Genomic DNA, 15,591 nt, shown 5'->3' on the forward strand with positions numbered 1-15,591 from the left:
CTCAGCCGCGCAGGTCCGGGAACTGGTCGTCACGCCACTCCGCGGGGCTGCCCGTGCCCAGCTCGTCCTCGCGGGACCGCAGCTCGACGCGCCGGATCTTGCCGGAGATCGTCTTGGGCAGCTCGAAGAACTCGAGCCGCCGGACCCGCTGCCACGGCGCGAGGTTCTCGCGGGCGTGCCGCAGGATCGACAGCGCGGTCTCCTTGGTCGGCTCGTGGCCGGGCGCGAGCGCGACGTAGGCCTTGGGCACGGCCAGCCGCACCGGGTCCGGCGCGGGCACGACCGCCGCCTCGGCCACCGCCGGGTGCTCGATCAGGACCGACTCCAGCTCGAACGGGCTGATCTTGTAGTCGCTGGCCTTGAACACGTCGTCGGTGCGGCCGATGTAGGTGATGTAGCCCTCGGCGTCGATCGTCGCCACGTCACCCGTGTGGTAGTAACCGCCCGCCATCGCCTCGGCGTTGCGCTCGGGGTCGCCGCGGTAGCCGGTCATCAGGTTCACCGGCGAGCGCGACAGGTCCAGGCAGATCTCGCCCTCGCCGGGGCCGGTCAGCGGCTGCCCGCTCGCCGGGTCGACCAGCACGACCGGCACCCCGGGCAGGGCGCGGCCCATCGACCCGGCCTTGACCGCCGAGCCCGGCGTGTTGCCGACCTGCGCGGTCGTCTCGGTCTGCCCGAAGCCGTCCCGGATCGTCAGCCCCCACGCCCGCCGGACCTGCTCGATCACCTCCGGGTTGAGCGGTTCGCCCGCCCCGATGACCTCGCGCAGCGCGGACGGCCGCTCACCGAGGTCGGCGTTGATCAGCATGCGCCACACCGTGGGCGGGGCGCAGAACGAGCTGACTTCGCGCTGGCGCAGCTGCTCCAGCAGCGCGGCGGCGTCGAAGCGGCGGTAGTTGTAGACGAAGATCGTCGCCTCCGCGATCCACGGCGCGAAGAAGCACGACCACGCGTGCTTCGCCCAGCCGGGCGAGGAGATGTTGAGGTGCACGTCGCCCGGCCGCAGCCCGAGGAAGTACATCGTGGACAGATGCCCGACCGGGTAGGACACCTGGGTGTGCTCGACCAGCTTGGGCCGGGACGTGGTGCCCGAGGTGAAGTACAGCAGCAGCGGGTCGCCGGGCGCGGTGCCCGGATGCCCGACCGGGACGTGCGGCGCGTCCGCGGCCTCGCGCAGGTCGGCCCAGCCGTCCGCGGCGCCCACGCTGATCCGGGTGTAGCCGCCCGGCACGTCGGCGAACTTGCCGGTGTCGGCGGCGTTGCAGATGACGAACTCCGCGCCGCTGCGCGTGATCCGGTCGGTCAGGTCGGCCGGGCCGACGGCGCTGGTGGTCGGCAGGATCACCGCGCCCAGCTTCATGATCGCCAGCATCGACTCCCACAGCTCGACCTGGTTGCCGAGCATCAGCAGCACCGGAACGCCGCGGCGCACGCCCCGCTCGCGCAGCCACGCGGCCAGCCGGTCCGAGGCACGGGACATCTCCGCGAACGACCGCTGCGTGGTGGTGCCGTCCTCCTCGGCGATCACCAGAGCGGGCCGGTCGTTGTCGCGTGCGATCGCGTCGAACCAGTCCACCGCCCAGTTGAACCGCTCCCCCAGCTCGGGCCAGCGGAACTCGGCCACGGCGCGGGCGTGGTCCTCCCGCAGCGCCACCAGCTGGTCCCTGCTCGCACGGTAGGCATCGGTCGCGTTCACCGCTTTGTGTCCTTTCGCTCGGGCTGCCCGACATCATGCATTCGGCCGCCGCCGGGGCGATACCCACGGATGGGGGTAGCGCCCGTTTTGTCCATACCGGACGATTCCTGGCCAGTGATCCCTCAACGACGAGGAGAACCCGTGTCGAGCCAGACCCCGGCGGTCCCGATGCGCAAGGTGGCCGTGGCCAGCTGCGTCGGGACGACCATCGAGTACTACGACTTCTTCATCTACGGCACCGCGGCCGCACTGGTGTTCCCGAAGGTGTTCTTCCCCGCACTGGGCGCGACGGCCGGGACCGTGGCCGCGTTCGCCACGTTCGCCGTCGCGTTCGTCGCCCGGCCGGTCGGCGCGATCCTGTTCGGACACTTCGGCGACCGGATCGGCCGCAAGCGCACGCTGATCTCCACGCTGCTGCTGATGGGCATCGCCACCGTCCTCATCGGACTGCTGCCCGGCGCGGCGACGATCGGGGTGGCCGCGCCGATCATCCTGGTCGTGCTGCGGTTCGCGCAGGGGCTCGCGGTCGGCGGCGAGTGGGCCGGGGCGACGCTGCTGACCGCGGAGTACGCGCCACCGGCCAAACGCGGCCTGTACGCGGTGTTCCCGCAGCTGGGCCCCGCGATCGCGTTCGCGTTGTCCAGCGGCACGTTCCTGGTGACGAACCTGGTGATGGGCGACGCGGACGCCGCGTTCCTGGACTACGGATGGCGGGTGCCGTTCCTGGTGAGCATCCTGCTGGTGGCCGTCGGGTTCTACGTGCGGATGAGCATCGCCGAGACCCCGGCGTTCGTCGCGGCGGGCGGCACCGCGGGCCTGGACCGCCCGAAGCGGCTGCCGTTCCTGGAGGCGGTGCGCAAGCAGCCGCGGGAGATCCTGCTGTCGGCCGGTTCGCTGACGATGCTGTTCGCGTTCTTCTACATGGGCACCACGTACCTGACCAGCTACGGCACGAGCAAGACCGGGGCCGGGCTGACGCGGCCGGTGGTGCTGGGCATCGGTATCGCGGCGGCGGTCGCGTTCGGGATCGTCATCGTGGTCGCCGGCGTGCTGTCGGACCGGCTCGGGCGGCGGCGGGTCATCGTCTACTCGTCCGCGCTCGGCGTGGTGTGGTCGCTGGTCCTGTTCCCGTTGCTGGACACCGGAAGCCCGGTCGCGTTCGCCGTCGGTGTGCTGGTGACGCTGATGATCTTCGCGGTGGCGTACGGGCCGGCCGGGTCGTTCCTGCCGGAGCTGTTCCAGACCCGCTTCCGCTACACCGGCGCGGGCCTGGGCTACAACCTCGCGGGTGTCCTGGGTGGCGCGATCCCGCCGCTGGTGGCGCCCGGTCTGACCGCGAGCTTCGGCAGCATCGCGGTCGGCGTGATGCTCGCGGTGACCGGGCTGATCTCGCTGGTGTCCACGCTGGCGCTGAAGGAGACCCGCGGCACCGCGATGACGGCCGGGCAGGCCAGCGAAGCGACCGTGGCCTGAGCCGGGGGCCGGTGGCGCCGCGCGGCGCCACCGGTCTTCAGGGCAGCAGCATCAGCCGGCGCGCCTTGACGACGGCTTCGTGGCGGGTGTGGGCGTCCAGCTTGCGCATGACGGAACCGAGGTAGGCCTTCACGGTCTCCCGGGACAGGGACAGCCGTTCCGCGACCTCGCCGTTGGTGAAGCCGAGGGCGACCTGGGCGAGCACGTCGGTCTCCCGGGTGGACAGACGCACCCGCGGGCCCTGGACGGGTTTGCCCTCGCCGAGGTCGACGAGCCGTTGCGCGGCCGCGTAGAGCCGGCGACGCGCCTCGGGGTCCGGCAGCGCGCCGGCGATGGCCCGCAGCTCGGAGTGCACCGAGCGCAGCTCCTCGAGGGTGGCCCCGGGGGACAGCGAGTCGAGGCGCGCGGTCAGCTCGTCGCGCTCGCTCAGCTCACGGGCGAGGCGCTTGCCGGACTCCATCAGGGCGTCGCGGACGCGGTCGCCGAACGTCACCGGCCGACGCACCGCGCCGTACAGCACGGCGCGGCAGCGACCGCCGGCCCGGACGGGCACGGCGATGATCGACGCCAGCCCCTCGGCGAGCACCGGGCGGTCGTAGTCGTGGGTGATGGTGCGGGCACTGCCGTAGTCGCTCACGGCGATCGGCCTGCCCTGCATCAGCACGCGGCCACCGAGGCCGGCGCCGGGCAGGACGTCCAGGTTGTGCAGCGAGGTCGTGCGTGTCCCGACGAAGCCGGACAGCCGCAGCCGGCCGTCGACCACCTCGCCGCCGAACACGACGGGCAGAGCCGCCACCCGGGCGGCGCCCTCCAACTCGACATGCAGCACCGAGCGGGCGTCAGACATCGGCGTCCGTCCTCCTCGCACCACACCATCGTCGGTCGCCCCACGGTACCCGCGGGACCAGGGGACGTCGACTCCCGCGCGGTGGCGCTACCCCCGTCCGGGGGTAGCGCACGGCGTTCAACGGGGGTGGCCTCAGCCCAGCTCGGCCAGCACCCGCTCCACCACGCGGTCCGTCGCGAGCCCGTACCGGTCGTGCAGCGTGGGCAGCGCTCCGGCGGCCAGGAACTCGTCCGGCAGCGCGACCGGCACGATCCGGCCGGACACCCCGGCCCGCACCGCGGCGGAGGCCACCGTCTCGAACAGGCCGCCGACCACCGTGTGGTTCTCCAGCGTCACCGCGAGCCGGTCGCCCGCGATCTCGCGCAGCACCGTCTCCGAGTCGAACGGCTTGATCGTCGGCGTGTGCACCACCGCCACGTCGACCTTGTGCGCGGCCAGCTTCTCCGCCGCCTGCAGCGCGCGCATCGTCATCAGTCCACTGGAGACGAACACGACGTCGTTGCCGCCACGCAGCACGGCGGCCTTGCCCAGCTCGAAGGAGTAGTCGTACTCGTCCAGCACCGTCGGCACCTTGCCGCGCAGCAGCCGCAGGTACGTCGGGCCCTCGCACGCGGCCAGCTGCGGCACGGCCTGCTCGATGTCGACCGAGTCGCACGGGTCCACGATCGTCAGGTTCGGCATGCCGCGGAAGATCGCGATGTCCTCGGTGGCCTGGTGGCTCGGCCCGTACCCGGTGGTCAGTCCGGGCAGGCCGCCGACCACGTTGACGTTGAGGTTCGGCTCGGCGATGTCCAGGCAAAGGAAGTCGTACGCGCGTCGCGCCGCGAACACCGAGTAGGTGGACGCGAACGGCACCAGCCCGACCTCGGCCATGCCCGCCGCGGCGCCGAGCAGCAGCTGCTCGGCCATCCCCATCTGGAAGAACCGGTCCGGGTGTGCCTGGGCGAACACGTGCATGTCGGTGTACTTGCCGAGGTCCGCGGTGAGCCCGACGACCCGGGTGTCCTGCTCGGCGAGCGCGGCCAGCGCGTGCCCGAACGGCGCGCTCGTCGTCTTCTGGCCGGGGTCGGCGAACGACGCGATCATCGCCGACGTGGTCAGCCGCTTGGTGGTGGTCACGCCCGCGCTCCTTCGTCCAGCTGCCCGCGGCAGATGTCCCACTCGTGCTCGTCGATGCGCATGAAGTGCGCCTTCTCCCTGGTCTCCAGCAGCGGCACGCCGCGGCCGATGCGGGTGTCGCACAGCAGCACCGACGGCTGCCCGTCCGGCCGCGCCTGCTCGGCGATCTCGTCGAACGCGGCGAGCAGGGCGGGGATGTCGTTGCCGTCCACGCGGCGGACGAACCAGCCCGCGGCCGCCCACTTGTCCACGACCGGCTCGGTGCGCAGCACGCCGGCGGTGGGGCCGTCGGCCTGCAGCGCGTTGATGTCGACCATCGCGGTGAGCAGCCCGAGCCGGTGGTGCGCGGCGCCCATCGCGGCCTCCCACGTGGAGCCCTCGTCGAGCTCGCCGTCGGAGAGGAAGTTGAACACCCGCGACGAGGAGCCCCGCAGCCGGAGGCCGAGCGCCATGCCGACGGCGACGGTCAGCCCGTGGCCGAGGGAACCGCCGGAGATCTCCATGCCGGGGGTGTAGGTCGCCATGCCCGACATCGGCAGGCGCGAGTCGTCCGAGCCGTAGGTCTCCAGCTCCTCGACCGGCACGACCCCGGCCTCCGCCAGTGCCGCGTACAGCCCGATGGCGTAGTGCCCGGTGGAGAGCAGGAACCGGTCCCGCTCCGGCCAATCCGGGTCCTCCGGCCGCAGCCGCAGCTGGTCGGTGTAGACGGTGGCGAGCAGGTCGGCGGCGCCGAGCGCCTGCCCGACGTAGCCCTGGCCCTGGGCCTCGCCCATGTTCAGGATGTGGTGCCGCATGCGGTGGGCCGCCGCGGCGACGCGGTCGGCACGGGTGGCCGACGGCGCGATCGATGCAGTCATGGATTGCGTCGCTTTCGTGATCCGGGCGGAAAACAGGCCCGGGAGGAAGAGTCAGTTCTCGCCGGTGATCTCGATGCGCGGGCGGGTGCGCACGGTGCCGAACAGCAGGGCCTGCGCGGTGGCGACCATGTGCTCGGAGATCACGCTCTGCGTCTTGACCGGGTCGCCGGACTCGATCGCCGTGACGATCTCCAGATGGCGGCCCGGGCTCATGTTGGACAGGGCGCGTTCCAGGCCGCGGTACATGATGCACATGCGGATCGGGCCTTCGAGGAGCTTCCACGAGCGCACCAGCGCGTCGTTGTCGGTCAGCTCGACCAGCAGCTCGTGGAAGGCCAGGTCGGCCTCGATCTGGGCCTCCAGCGACACCCGGGTGGCGCGCGCCATCCGGTCGACCGCGGCCCGCAGGCGGCGGCAGTGCTCCTCGCGGTAGTAGCTCGACGCCAGCGTCTCGCCGGCCAGCGCCTCCAGCGCCGCCCGGACGGTGAAGGTGTTGATGATGTCCTTCTCGCTGATCAGCCGGACCGTGACGCGGCCGCGCTCGCCGTACTCGACGAGCCCCTCCTGCTGGAGCTGGCGGAGCGCCTCGCGCAGCGTGCCGCGGCTGATGCCGAGCTGCTCGGAGACCTGCACCTCGCCGAGGTGGCTGCCCGGCGGGAACTCGCCGGTCGTGATGGCCTGGCGCAGCGTGTCGACAGCCATCTGCCGCAGGTTGCGGTTCGGCTCCTTCACCACGCGCGCCCTCCCCGGGCTGGTCGTCAGCACCGCTCGTACTCGCTGATCAACGATACCTTCGCCGCGCTGGCGGACCGCTCGTCGAAGGTGTATCCCAGCCACTCTGCCACGAGCCGCCGTGCCAGCTCCAGCCCGACCACCCGCTGCCCGAGCGTGAGCACCTGGCAGTTGTTGGACAGGATGGAGCGTTCGACGGAGAACGAGTCGTGCGCGGTGGTGGCCCGCACGCCCGGCACCTTGTTCGCCGACAGCGCCATCCCGATGCCGGTGCCGCACACCAGCACCGCCCGGTCGGCCCTGCCGTCGCGGATCGCCTCGCCCGCGGCGAGCCCGATCTCCGGGTAGGGCCGGTGCACGTCGTCGGCGCCGCGGTGCACGCCGAGGTCGACCACCTCCGCCACCCGCGGGTCGGCCCGCAGGTCGGCGGCGAGTTGTTCCTTGTAGTCCAGGCCGGCGTCGTCGCAGCCGACCACGATGCGGTAGTTCATCGCGTCCCTTCTCGCAGGTACTCGGAGACGGTGCGGGCGATCAGGGCCAGCGACACGGCTCCCGGGTCCGGGGTGCCGACGCTGCGCTCGGCGAGCGGGCGGGCCCGTCCCTTGCGCGGCACCAGATCGGCGGTGGCGCGGGCGGCGTCTTCGGCGGCGGCCGCGGCCTGCGCCCAGGTGCCGGACGCCAACCGCTCGCGGAACGGCACCAGCGCGTCGACCAGGGTCTTGTCGCCGGGCTCGGCGCCGCCGAGTGCCATCACGCGCTCGGCGAACGCGTCCACGGCGGCGACCGCGTCGATCACGCCGTCGCCGATGACCTCGCCCGCCGCTCGCAGCCCGGCGCCCCACAGGACCCCGGACGTGCCACCGGCGCGCGCGGCCCACTCGTCACCGGCGGCGGCGAGCACGTCGCCCGCCCCCGCGCCCTGGTGCCAGGCCGCTTCCGCGGCGGTGACGGCGGCGTCGACGCCGCGGACCATGCCCCGGCCGTGGTCGCCGTCGCCGGCCACCGCGTCGATCGCGCCCAACTCGGATTCGGCTTCCCGCAACGCTTTCCGCACCGCGCGCAGCCCGTCGAGCACTGCCCCGGCCAGCTGCCGGGACTCCGCGGAGGCCTCGGCGAACCGCGGGCCGTCGTCGGTCACCTCCGCGACGGCCTCCTCGCCGGAGTCCGCCGCGATGGCGCCGCGGCGGAACGCGGGCGTCCACGCGGGCGCCGTCCACAGCCGTTCCAGCTCGTCGTCCAGCCAGGTCACGGTCAGCGACACCCCGGCCATGTCGAGGCTGGTCACCAGCTCGCCGACCTCGGGCAGCACCAGCGTGTGGCCGGATTCGCGCAGCAGGCGGCTCACGTCGGCCCACAGCACGAACAGCTCCTCGTGCTTGACCGAGCCGAGCCCGTTGAGCAGGACCGCGATCCGGTCCCCCGCCCCGGCCGGCTTCTCCGCCAGGACGCGCCGCACGAAGTCCGCGGCGAGTTCCCGCGCGGCAGGCCGCGGCACGTCGCGCAGCCCGGGTTCGCCGTGGATGCCGAGTCCGAGGCCCATGTGCCCGTGCGGCACGGTGAACAGCGGGGCGTCCGCCCCGGGGAACGTGCAGCCGGCGAAGGCGGCGCCGATCGTGCGGGTCGCGTCGTTGGCCTTGCGGCCGACGCGCACGACCTCGTCGAGGTCCATGCCCTCCTCGGCGGCCGCGCCCATCACCTTGAAGACGGTGAAGTCCCCGGCGATGCCGCGGCGCTCGGCGGGCCGCTCCGCGCTGGCGATGTCGTCGGTGACCACGACGTTCTCCGCCCGGATCCCCTGCGCCCGCAGGCGTTCGGTGGCCAGGCCGAAGTTCATCACGTCACCGGCGTAGTTGCCGTAGCTGAAGACGACGCCCGCGCCGGAGTGCGCCGCCCGCGCCACCGAAACCGCGTCCTGCGCGGACGGCGAGGTGAACAGGTTGCCGCTCACCGCGCCGTCGGCCAGGCCGGGCCCGATGACGCCGTAGAAGGCCGGGTAGTGGCCGGATCCGCCGCCGGGCAGCACGGCCACCTTGGGCCGCGACGGCCGGCTGCGGCGGACCGCCCCGCCGGGCACGCGCCGCACGGTGTCCGCGTGCAGCTCGCAGAACCCGGCGAGCGCGTCCTCGGCGAAGGTCGCCGGATCGTTGCTGAGGTAGGTCATCGCGCTTCCCGTCCTCAGTGGAGGAACGAGCCACCGTTGATGTCGATGGTCGTGCCCTGCAGGTAACCGGCGTCCTCACTGGTGAGCCACGCGATCACCCCGGCCACGTCGGCCACCGTGGCCTGGCGGCCGATGGGGATGCTCTTGACGATGGCGGCCTCGAGTTCCTCGGTGGTGCCGACGCGGATGTCGGTGTCCACCGCGCCCGGGGCGACCGCGTTGACGGTGACGCCGGCATCGCCCAGTTCGCGCGCCAGCGCCTTGGTGAAGCCGAGGATCGCGGCCTTCGCCGAGCTGTACGGGGTGCGGCCGAACACGCCGCCACCCTGCTGCGCCGACACCGAGGACATGTTCACGATCCGGCCCCAGCCCGCCTCGATCAGGTCCGGCAGGAACGCCTTGGTGACCAGGTAGGTGCCGGTCGCGTTGACCGCCATCACCTTGTTCCACAGCTCGAGCGTGGTTTCCAGGAACGGCACCGGCGAGGTGATGCCGGCGATGTTGACGACCGCGCCGACCGTCGGCAGCCGCCCGGCGTCGACCTCGGCGCGCACGGCCCGGTAGGCGGCGAGCACGGACGGCTCGTCGGCCACGTCGACGCCGTGCGCGAACACCGGCGCGCCGGTCCCGGCGGCGATCTCGTCGGCGGCCTCCTTGGCGGCGGGCTCGTTCAGGTCGAGCACGGCCACGGCCCAGCCGTCGCGGGCGAGTCGGGCGGCGGTGGCCTTGCCGATCCCGCGGGGCGCGCCCGCCCCGGTGATCACGGCGGTGCGCTGCGTGTCAGGCATTTCGGTGTTCTCCTTGCGTGGGTTCACAGGCCGGCGATGTAGGCCGCGGCCTTCACCGCGGCGGCCGGCCGTTCGTCGTCGGTGACGTCCCGGGTCTCCAGTTCCAGCGAGCTGGCGCCCGGGTAGCCGGTGGCACGCAACGCGGCGAAGGTGGCCGCGAAGTCGACCACCCCGTTGCCGATGCTGTGGTTGATGTGGCCCGGGGTGGCGTCGCGCAGGTGCACGTGGGCGATGCGCCCGGCGAACCGTTCGGCGTAGGCCGCGGGGTCGCCGCCGGAGGCGACGATGTGGCTGGTGTCGAGCACCAGGCCCACCGCCGGATCGAGCCGGCCCGCCAGCCGGGCCGCCAGCTCGGTGTTCCAGCACAGGCGGTGGTAGTGCGGGGCCTCGACCCAGATGGCGACGCCGTGCCGCGCGGCGGCCTCCGCGGCACGGTGCAGCTGCGCCGCGACCAGGTCGAGGTCTTCGTCCAGGGTCGCGACCGGGTCGTGGGACTGGGCGCCGCACGGCAGCACGAGCGCGTCGGCCCCGCAGGCCGCGGTGAGGTCGAGCAGGCGGCGCAGGTGGGCCGCCCGCTCGTCCTCGTCGTGCGGGCGGTTCAGGTCACCGATGTCGCCGTTGACCGAACGGACCCGCAGACCGGAGGCCGCCACCTCGGCGGCGACGGCGCGCACCGCGCCGTCGGTCAGGTCGTACGGCACGTGGTCGCACACCCCCGGCAGCGCGCCGAGGTCGATCTCGCCGAAGCCGCACTCCGCGATGACCGCCAGCGCCGCCGCCAGTGGCAGGTGCCGGAAGCTGATCGTCGAACAGCCCGGCCATCCGGTTCGTTCCATGGTCGGCAATGTTAACAGAGAAGTGTCAACAGACAAGGTTTCCGCAGAATTTGCCTATGACATCCAGGTAGAGCGCGAAACACACTGTTGACATCCCCTGGAGAGCAACGCACGATGTCCTGCATTGTTAACAGGAGGGCACCGCGGCGTACGGTCGTGGTGGCCCCTGACAGGAAGGCAATCGACAATGCGCAGCGAAGCGCTCACCATGCGCGGCCCGGTGCACGGCACGCCCGATGCGCGCCGCGTCGCGTGGGGCTCCACCGCGGGGGCCGTGATCGAGAGCTACGACTTCATCGGCTTCGGCACCGCCGCGGCGCTCTACTTCGGACACGCGTTCTTCCCCAACGCCTCACCCGTCATCGGCACGCTGTCCGCGTTCGCCACGCTCGGCGTCGGGTTCGTCGCGCGGCCGATCGGCGGCATCATCGGCGGCCACCTCGGCGACAAGATCGGCCGCAAGCCGGTGCTGGTCGCGTCGCTGATCGTGATGGGACTGGCCACGTTCGCGATCGGCCTGCTGCCGACGTACGAGACGGCCGGTGTGCTGGCCCCGGCGCTGCTGGTGACCGTGCGGATCATCCAGGGCGTCGCCTACGGCGCCGAGTGGGGCGGCGCGATCCTGATGACGTACGAGCACGCGCCGTGGCGCCGCAAGGGCGCGTTCACCGGCATCGTGCAGGCCGGGTTCCCGATCGGGCTGCTGCTGGCGAACCTGGTGTTCCTGGTGTCGGTGAACCTGTCCGGCGACTGGGCGTGGCGGGTGCCGTTCCTGGCCAGCCTGATCCTGGTCATCGTCGGGCTCGTCGTGCGCGCCAAGGTGCCGGAGTCGCCGGTGTTCGAGGACGTGCGCGACAGCGGCGACATCGTGAAGGCGCCGATCGTGCAGGTGCTGCGCGAGGACTGGCGCAACGTGCTGCGCGGCATCGGTCTGCGGATCGCCGAGACCGCGGGCTACGCGGTGGCCATCACCTACATGATCTCGTACCTGAAGTCCGAGGAGCTGGCGACCAGCGGCGAGACGATCATGGCGCTGTGCATCGCGTCGGCGGTCGGCATCGGCGCGACGATCGCGTGGGGCGGGCTGACCGACCGCATCGGACGACGCCCCGTCTACCTGTGGGTGACGCTGTTCGGCGCGCTGTGGGCGATCCCGATGTTCCTGCTGGTCAACACGGCGTCGCTGATCGCGATCGTGGTGACGGTGATCGTGTCGTACGCGGTGTGCCAGAACGCGCTGGCCGGCGCGCAGGGCGCCTGGTTCCCGGAGCTGTTCCAGGCCAAGACGCGCTCGTCGGGGGCGTCGCTGGCGTACCAGATCTCGGCGATGATCTCGGGTGTCACACCCTTCGTGACGACGCTGCTGTTCCTGTGGCTGGGCTGGCTCGGGCCGGCGCTGCTGTTCCTCGCCTACTCCGCGCTGGGCCTGGTGTCGGCGCTGCTGACGCGCGAGACGTGGGGCCGGGCCGAGCGGGAAGCCGCGGCCCGCGCGACCGCGGAAACGCCGGCCGAACCGGTGCGGCTCTCCTGACCTCCGGCGCCGGGGTCCGCGATGATGGGAACCCGGACCCCGGCACCCGAGGAGGCTTCGATGCCGTTGATCCAGGTCAGCCTGCGTGAAGGCCGCGACCCGGCGCGGATCCGCGCGCTGATCACCGCCCTGACCGAGGCGACGATGTCGGCGCTGGACGCGCCGAAGGAGTCGGTGCGCGTGATCGTCACGGAGGTGCCCGGCAGCCACTGGGCCGCGGGCGACGTCACCCTCGACGAAAAGGACGGTTGACTCCCGCTGCCGGCGAGGGGGCCGGTGGCTCACATGTGGCCGGCCGTGGCGTACGTCGTGCTCACGCTCGGGATCATCCTGCTCTGCCGGCCAGTCACAACCCCGCGAACAGGCGCGCCGCCGCGGCTTGCCACTCCGCCACCAGGTCCGTGCCGTCCAGGTCGCGGAACGAGTGGTGATGCCGGGAACGGCGCCCATTTCCGGTGATCTGCTTGGCCGGCAGGCTCGACGATGGCCGCCCCGGATCCAACGCCAGGGTACGGATCACGCCGGAGGAGCAGGCCCGGTCCCCGCGTACCCGGTCCGATTGGGCCGACGCCTCCGCCGCGGCCTGGAGCCGCTGCCGCACCACGTCCCAGAAGCCCGTCTCACAGCCCCGCGAACAGCCGCGCCGCCGCGGCTTGCCACTCCGCCACCAGGTCCGTGCCGTCCGGGTCGCGGAGCCACTGGATCTGCAGCCCGTCCATCGCCGCCACCACCTGGCGCGCCAGCGACGCCGGGTCGGGCACGCGGCCGGACACCATGGCCGTGAACTCCGCCAGCACCCGCTCCTGCCGCGCCGCGAAGTAGGCCGCCGCGGGGTGGCCCGGCGCCAGCGATTCCGCCTGCAGCACCGAGAACAGCCGCACGATCTCCGGTTGCGTGGCGTTGCGCCGGACCAGCGCCTCGCACGCCTCGGCCAGCGAGATGTCCCGCGGCCAGCCCGTCGCGCCCGCGCCCAGCCCCAGCTGTTCCGCCAGCGACCGGAAGTCTTCGGCGTCCCGGTGGTCGAGCACGGCCAGCAGCAACCCGTCCTTCGACCCGACGTGGTGCAGCAGGCCGGGCACGGTCAGCCCGCACGCGTCGGCCACGTCCTGCATGGACAGCGCCCAGAACCCGCCCTCCCCGATCAGGCGCGTCGCCACGTCGAGGATCTGCCGCCGCCGCTGCGCCGCGGGCAGCCGCGTCCGGTCCCGCCTCGTGTTGACCGCCTCCACGCGCCCATCCTAGGCTACCGAGTACTTAGTAGGTACTAGGTAAGGACGCCCCGTGCAGCCTGATCCCACCGTCGCCGAGCAGGCGGCCCTCACCAGCGGCAACGACTTCTGGCACACCACCCCGACGGCCGGGCTCCCCTCGATCACCGTCACCGACGGCCCGCACGGCGTGCGCCTGCAGGCGAGCGAGGACGACGTGGTCACCGGCCGGCCGGCCACCTGCTTCCCGCCCGCCGTCGCGACGGCCTCGACCTGGGACCCGGACCTGCTGCGCCGCATGGGCGAGGCGCTGGGCGACGAGTGCCGCGCGATGGGCGTCGCCGTGCTGCTCGGCCCCGGCATCAACCTCAAGCGCACCCCGCTGGGCGGCCGTAACTTCGAGTACTTCTCCGAGGACCCGCTGCTGACCGGCGTGCTGGCGACCGAGTGGGTGCGCGGCCTGCAGAGCCGCGGGGTCGGCGCGTCGCTGAAGCACTTCGCGGTCAACAGCCAGGAAACCGACCGCATGCGGATCAGCGCCGACGTCGACGAGCGCACCCTGCGGGAGATGTACCTGCGCGCGTTCCAGCGCGTGGTGACGCAGGCTCAGCCGTGGACCGTGATGTGCTCGTACAACCGGATCAACGGCGTCTACGCGAGCCAGAACCGCTGGCTGCTCACCGAAGTCCTGCGCGAGGAGTGGGGGTTCGCGGGCCTGGTGGTGTCGGACTGGGGCGCGGTCGCGGACCGGGTCGCCGCCGTCGCCGCCGGACTGGACCTGACCATGCCCGGCCCCGACGACACCGGCGACCGGGCGCTGGCCGAGGCGGTCGCGGACTGGCGGCTCGATCCCGCCGCGCTCCGGGCGGCCGCCGACCGGGTCCGCGCCCTGGTCGAGCGCGCCGCGGAGCGGGAGCCTGCCGAGTTCGACGCGGACGCCCACCACGCCCTCGCCCGCGAAATCGCCGCGCGGGCCGTCGTGCTGCTCAAGAACGAGGGCGGCCTGCTGCCGCTGTCCGAGGGCCAGTCGCTCGCGGTGATCGGCGAGTTCGCCCGCACCCCACGCTACCAGGGCGGTGGCAGCTCGCACATCACCCCGACGCGGCTGGACGACGCCCTCACCGCGCTCTCCGAATCGGCCGAGGTGCGTTTCGCGTCCGGTTACGACGACATCGACGAGGCGGTGGCGCTCGCCGCGGAGAGCGAGGTCGCGCTGGTCTTCGTCGGCAGTGAGCACGAGACCGAGGGCGCCGACCGGGAGAGCGCCGACCTGCCGCCCGCGCACCGCGAACTGGTCGAGCGGGTCGCGGCGGCGAACCCGCGCACCGTGGTGGTGCTGTCCAACGGAGCCCTCGTGCTGACCCGCCCGTGGGAGGCGGCGGTGCCTGCCGTCGTGGAGGGCTGGCTGCTCGGGCAGGCCGGGGGCAGCGCGCTCGCCGACGTCCTGTTCGGACGGACCAACCCGTCCGGACGGCTGGCCGAGACGATCCCGGTGCGACTGGCCGACCACCCGTCCTACCTGGACTTCCCCGGCGAGAACGGGCACGTGCGCTACGGCGAGGGCCTGCACGTCGGCTATCGCGGCTTCGACGCGCGCGAGCAGGAAGTGGCCTACCCGTTCGGGTTCGGGTTGTCGTACACTACGTTCGAGTACGGCGCCGCGCAGGCGACCGTCACGGACTCCGGCATCGAGATCCGGGTCCCGGTGACCAATACCGGGCGGCGGGACGGCCGTGAGGTCGTGCAGGTGTACGTGAGCGTGCCCGGTTCGGCGGTGCGGCGGGTGCCGCGCGAGCTGAAAGCGTTTGCGAACGTCCCGATCGCGGCGGGCGAGACGGCCGAGGTGGTGTTGCGCATCGCCCGCGAGGACCTGGCCTACTGGGACACCCGCGTGAACCGGTGGATCGTGGAGGGCGGCGAGTACCACTGCGCGGTGGGCTCGTCCTCACGCGACCTGCGCACGACGGCGGTCGCCGAAGTGATGGGCGACGAGGTGCGGGTGCCGCTGACCGGGGAGTCCACAGTGGCCGAATGGTTCGCCGACCCGCGCGGCGCGGAACTGCTGGGACAGGCCTTCGCCGCGGCCGCCGGCGGCGGGCCGATCGGGCGGCTGGCGGCCGACCCGTCGACGATGTCGTTCGTGGGCGGCCTGCCGCTGAGCCGGATGTCCGCCTTCCCGGGCAGCCCGCTGACGGCGGACACGCTGGCGAAGCTGATCGCCGAGGTCAACGGCTGACCGGCGCCGCCGTCGTCCAGGACGGGAAGACGCGATCTCCACCCGGTCCTCGGCCCGCCCGGCCCTCCGCGAATGCCGCTGAACACGGACGGCCCGGCGCCCCCGTC

General features: G+C 72.7%; 15 protein-coding genes. 4 read left to right on the forward strand and 11 right to left on the reverse strand.

Going from position 1 to position 15,591, the window contains the following annotated elements; all coding sequences use genetic code 11:
* Position 1: 1 nt before the first annotated feature.
* A complete protein-coding gene (locus tag AMYTH_RS0116330; protein WP_027931233.1) occupies positions 2–1,696 on the reverse strand; it encodes an AMP-binding protein in 1,695 nt (564 codons plus the stop codon).
* Between the two features lie 141 nt (positions 1,697–1,837).
* Between AMYTH_RS0116330 and AMYTH_RS0116335 the strand changes: the two genes are divergently transcribed.
* Positions 1,838–3,169: an MFS transporter gene (locus AMYTH_RS0116335; RefSeq protein ID WP_027931234.1), complete on the forward strand. Its 1,332-nt coding sequence runs from the start codon at positions 1,838–1,840 to the stop codon at positions 3,167–3,169.
* 37 nt (positions 3,170–3,206) lie between these two features.
* Here the strand turns inward: AMYTH_RS0116335 and AMYTH_RS0116340 are convergent, their stop codons facing one another.
* From AMYTH_RS0116340 to AMYTH_RS0116375, 8 genes are all read right to left on the reverse strand, one after another.
* Positions 3,207–4,016, reverse strand: coding sequence for a LuxR C-terminal-related transcriptional regulator (locus AMYTH_RS0116340; RefSeq protein ID WP_027931235.1), 810 nt, complete (start codon positions 4,014–4,016; stop codon positions 3,207–3,209).
* A gap of 132 nt (positions 4,017–4,148) precedes the next feature.
* Complete coding sequence (locus AMYTH_RS0116345) at positions 4,149–5,135, reverse strand: transketolase family protein (RefSeq protein WP_027931236.1); 987 nt, start codon at positions 5,133–5,135, stop codon at positions 4,149–4,151.
* Positions 5,132–5,992, reverse strand: coding sequence for a transketolase (locus AMYTH_RS0116350; protein WP_027931237.1), 861 nt, complete (start codon positions 5,990–5,992; stop codon positions 5,132–5,134). Before AMYTH_RS0116350 ends, AMYTH_RS0116345 begins: the two co-directional genes overlap by 4 nt.
* 51 nt (positions 5,993–6,043) lie before the next feature.
* Complete coding sequence (locus tag AMYTH_RS0116355) at positions 6,044–6,727, reverse strand: GntR family transcriptional regulator (RefSeq protein WP_027931238.1); 684 nt, start codon at positions 6,725–6,727, stop codon at positions 6,044–6,046.
* Positions 6,728–6,750: 23 nt separating this feature from the next.
* A complete protein-coding gene (locus AMYTH_RS0116360) occupies positions 6,751–7,215 on the reverse strand; it encodes a ribose-5-phosphate isomerase (RefSeq protein WP_027931239.1) in 465 nt (154 codons plus the stop codon).
* Positions 7,212–8,885, reverse strand: a complete 1,674-nt coding sequence (locus tag AMYTH_RS0116365) for a dihydroxyacetone kinase family protein (RefSeq protein WP_027931240.1) — start codon at positions 8,883–8,885, stop codon at positions 7,212–7,214. Before AMYTH_RS0116365 ends, AMYTH_RS0116360 begins: the two co-directional genes overlap by 4 nt.
* 14 nt (positions 8,886–8,899) lie before the next feature.
* Positions 8,900–9,673: an SDR family NAD(P)-dependent oxidoreductase gene (locus AMYTH_RS0116370; protein ID WP_020422181.1), complete on the reverse strand. Its 774-nt coding sequence runs from the start codon at positions 9,671–9,673 to the stop codon at positions 8,900–8,902.
* Between the two features lie 23 nt (positions 9,674–9,696).
* The gene (locus tag AMYTH_RS0116375) at positions 9,697–10,509 is read right to left on the reverse strand and encodes a sugar phosphate isomerase/epimerase family protein (protein ID WP_027931241.1); all 813 of its coding nucleotides are present in this window, start codon (positions 10,507–10,509) and stop codon (positions 9,697–9,699) included.
* A gap of 187 nt (positions 10,510–10,696) precedes the next feature.
* On the opposite strand from AMYTH_RS0116375, the gene AMYTH_RS0116380 reads away from it, so the two are divergent.
* Together AMYTH_RS0116380 and AMYTH_RS0116385 are read left to right on the forward strand one after the other, a co-directional pair.
* A complete protein-coding gene (locus AMYTH_RS0116380) occupies positions 10,697–12,040 on the forward strand; it encodes an MFS transporter (RefSeq protein WP_027931242.1) in 1,344 nt (447 codons plus the stop codon).
* A 60-nt stretch (positions 12,041–12,100) separates the two neighbouring features.
* On the forward strand, positions 12,101–12,292 hold the full coding sequence (locus tag AMYTH_RS0116385) for a tautomerase family protein (protein WP_027931243.1): 192 nt from the start codon (positions 12,101–12,103) through the stop codon (positions 12,290–12,292).
* A 94-nt stretch (positions 12,293–12,386) separates the two neighbouring features.
* On the opposite strand, the gene AMYTH_RS50335 is transcribed toward AMYTH_RS0116385, so the two are convergent.
* On the reverse strand, positions 12,387–12,560 hold the full coding sequence (locus tag AMYTH_RS50335) for a hypothetical protein (protein WP_228684820.1): 174 nt from the start codon (positions 12,558–12,560) through the stop codon (positions 12,387–12,389).
* 100 nt (positions 12,561–12,660) lie between these two features.
* Positions 12,661–13,269, reverse strand: a complete 609-nt coding sequence (locus tag AMYTH_RS0116395; RefSeq protein ID WP_027931245.1) for a TetR/AcrR family transcriptional regulator — start codon at positions 13,267–13,269, stop codon at positions 12,661–12,663.
* Positions 13,270–13,321: 52 nt separating this feature from the next.
* Between AMYTH_RS0116395 and AMYTH_RS0116400 the strand changes: the two genes are divergently transcribed.
* Entirely contained in the window at positions 13,322–15,484 is a 2,163-nt protein-coding gene (locus AMYTH_RS0116400; RefSeq protein ID WP_027931246.1) for a glycoside hydrolase family 3 C-terminal domain-containing protein, read from the forward strand.
* Positions 15,485–15,591: the final 107 nt, after the last annotated feature.

The organism is Amycolatopsis thermoflava N1165 (genome assembly GCF_000473265.1).
Taxonomy (GTDB): domain Bacteria; phylum Actinomycetota; class Actinomycetes; order Mycobacteriales; family Pseudonocardiaceae; genus Amycolatopsis_E; species Amycolatopsis_E thermoflava.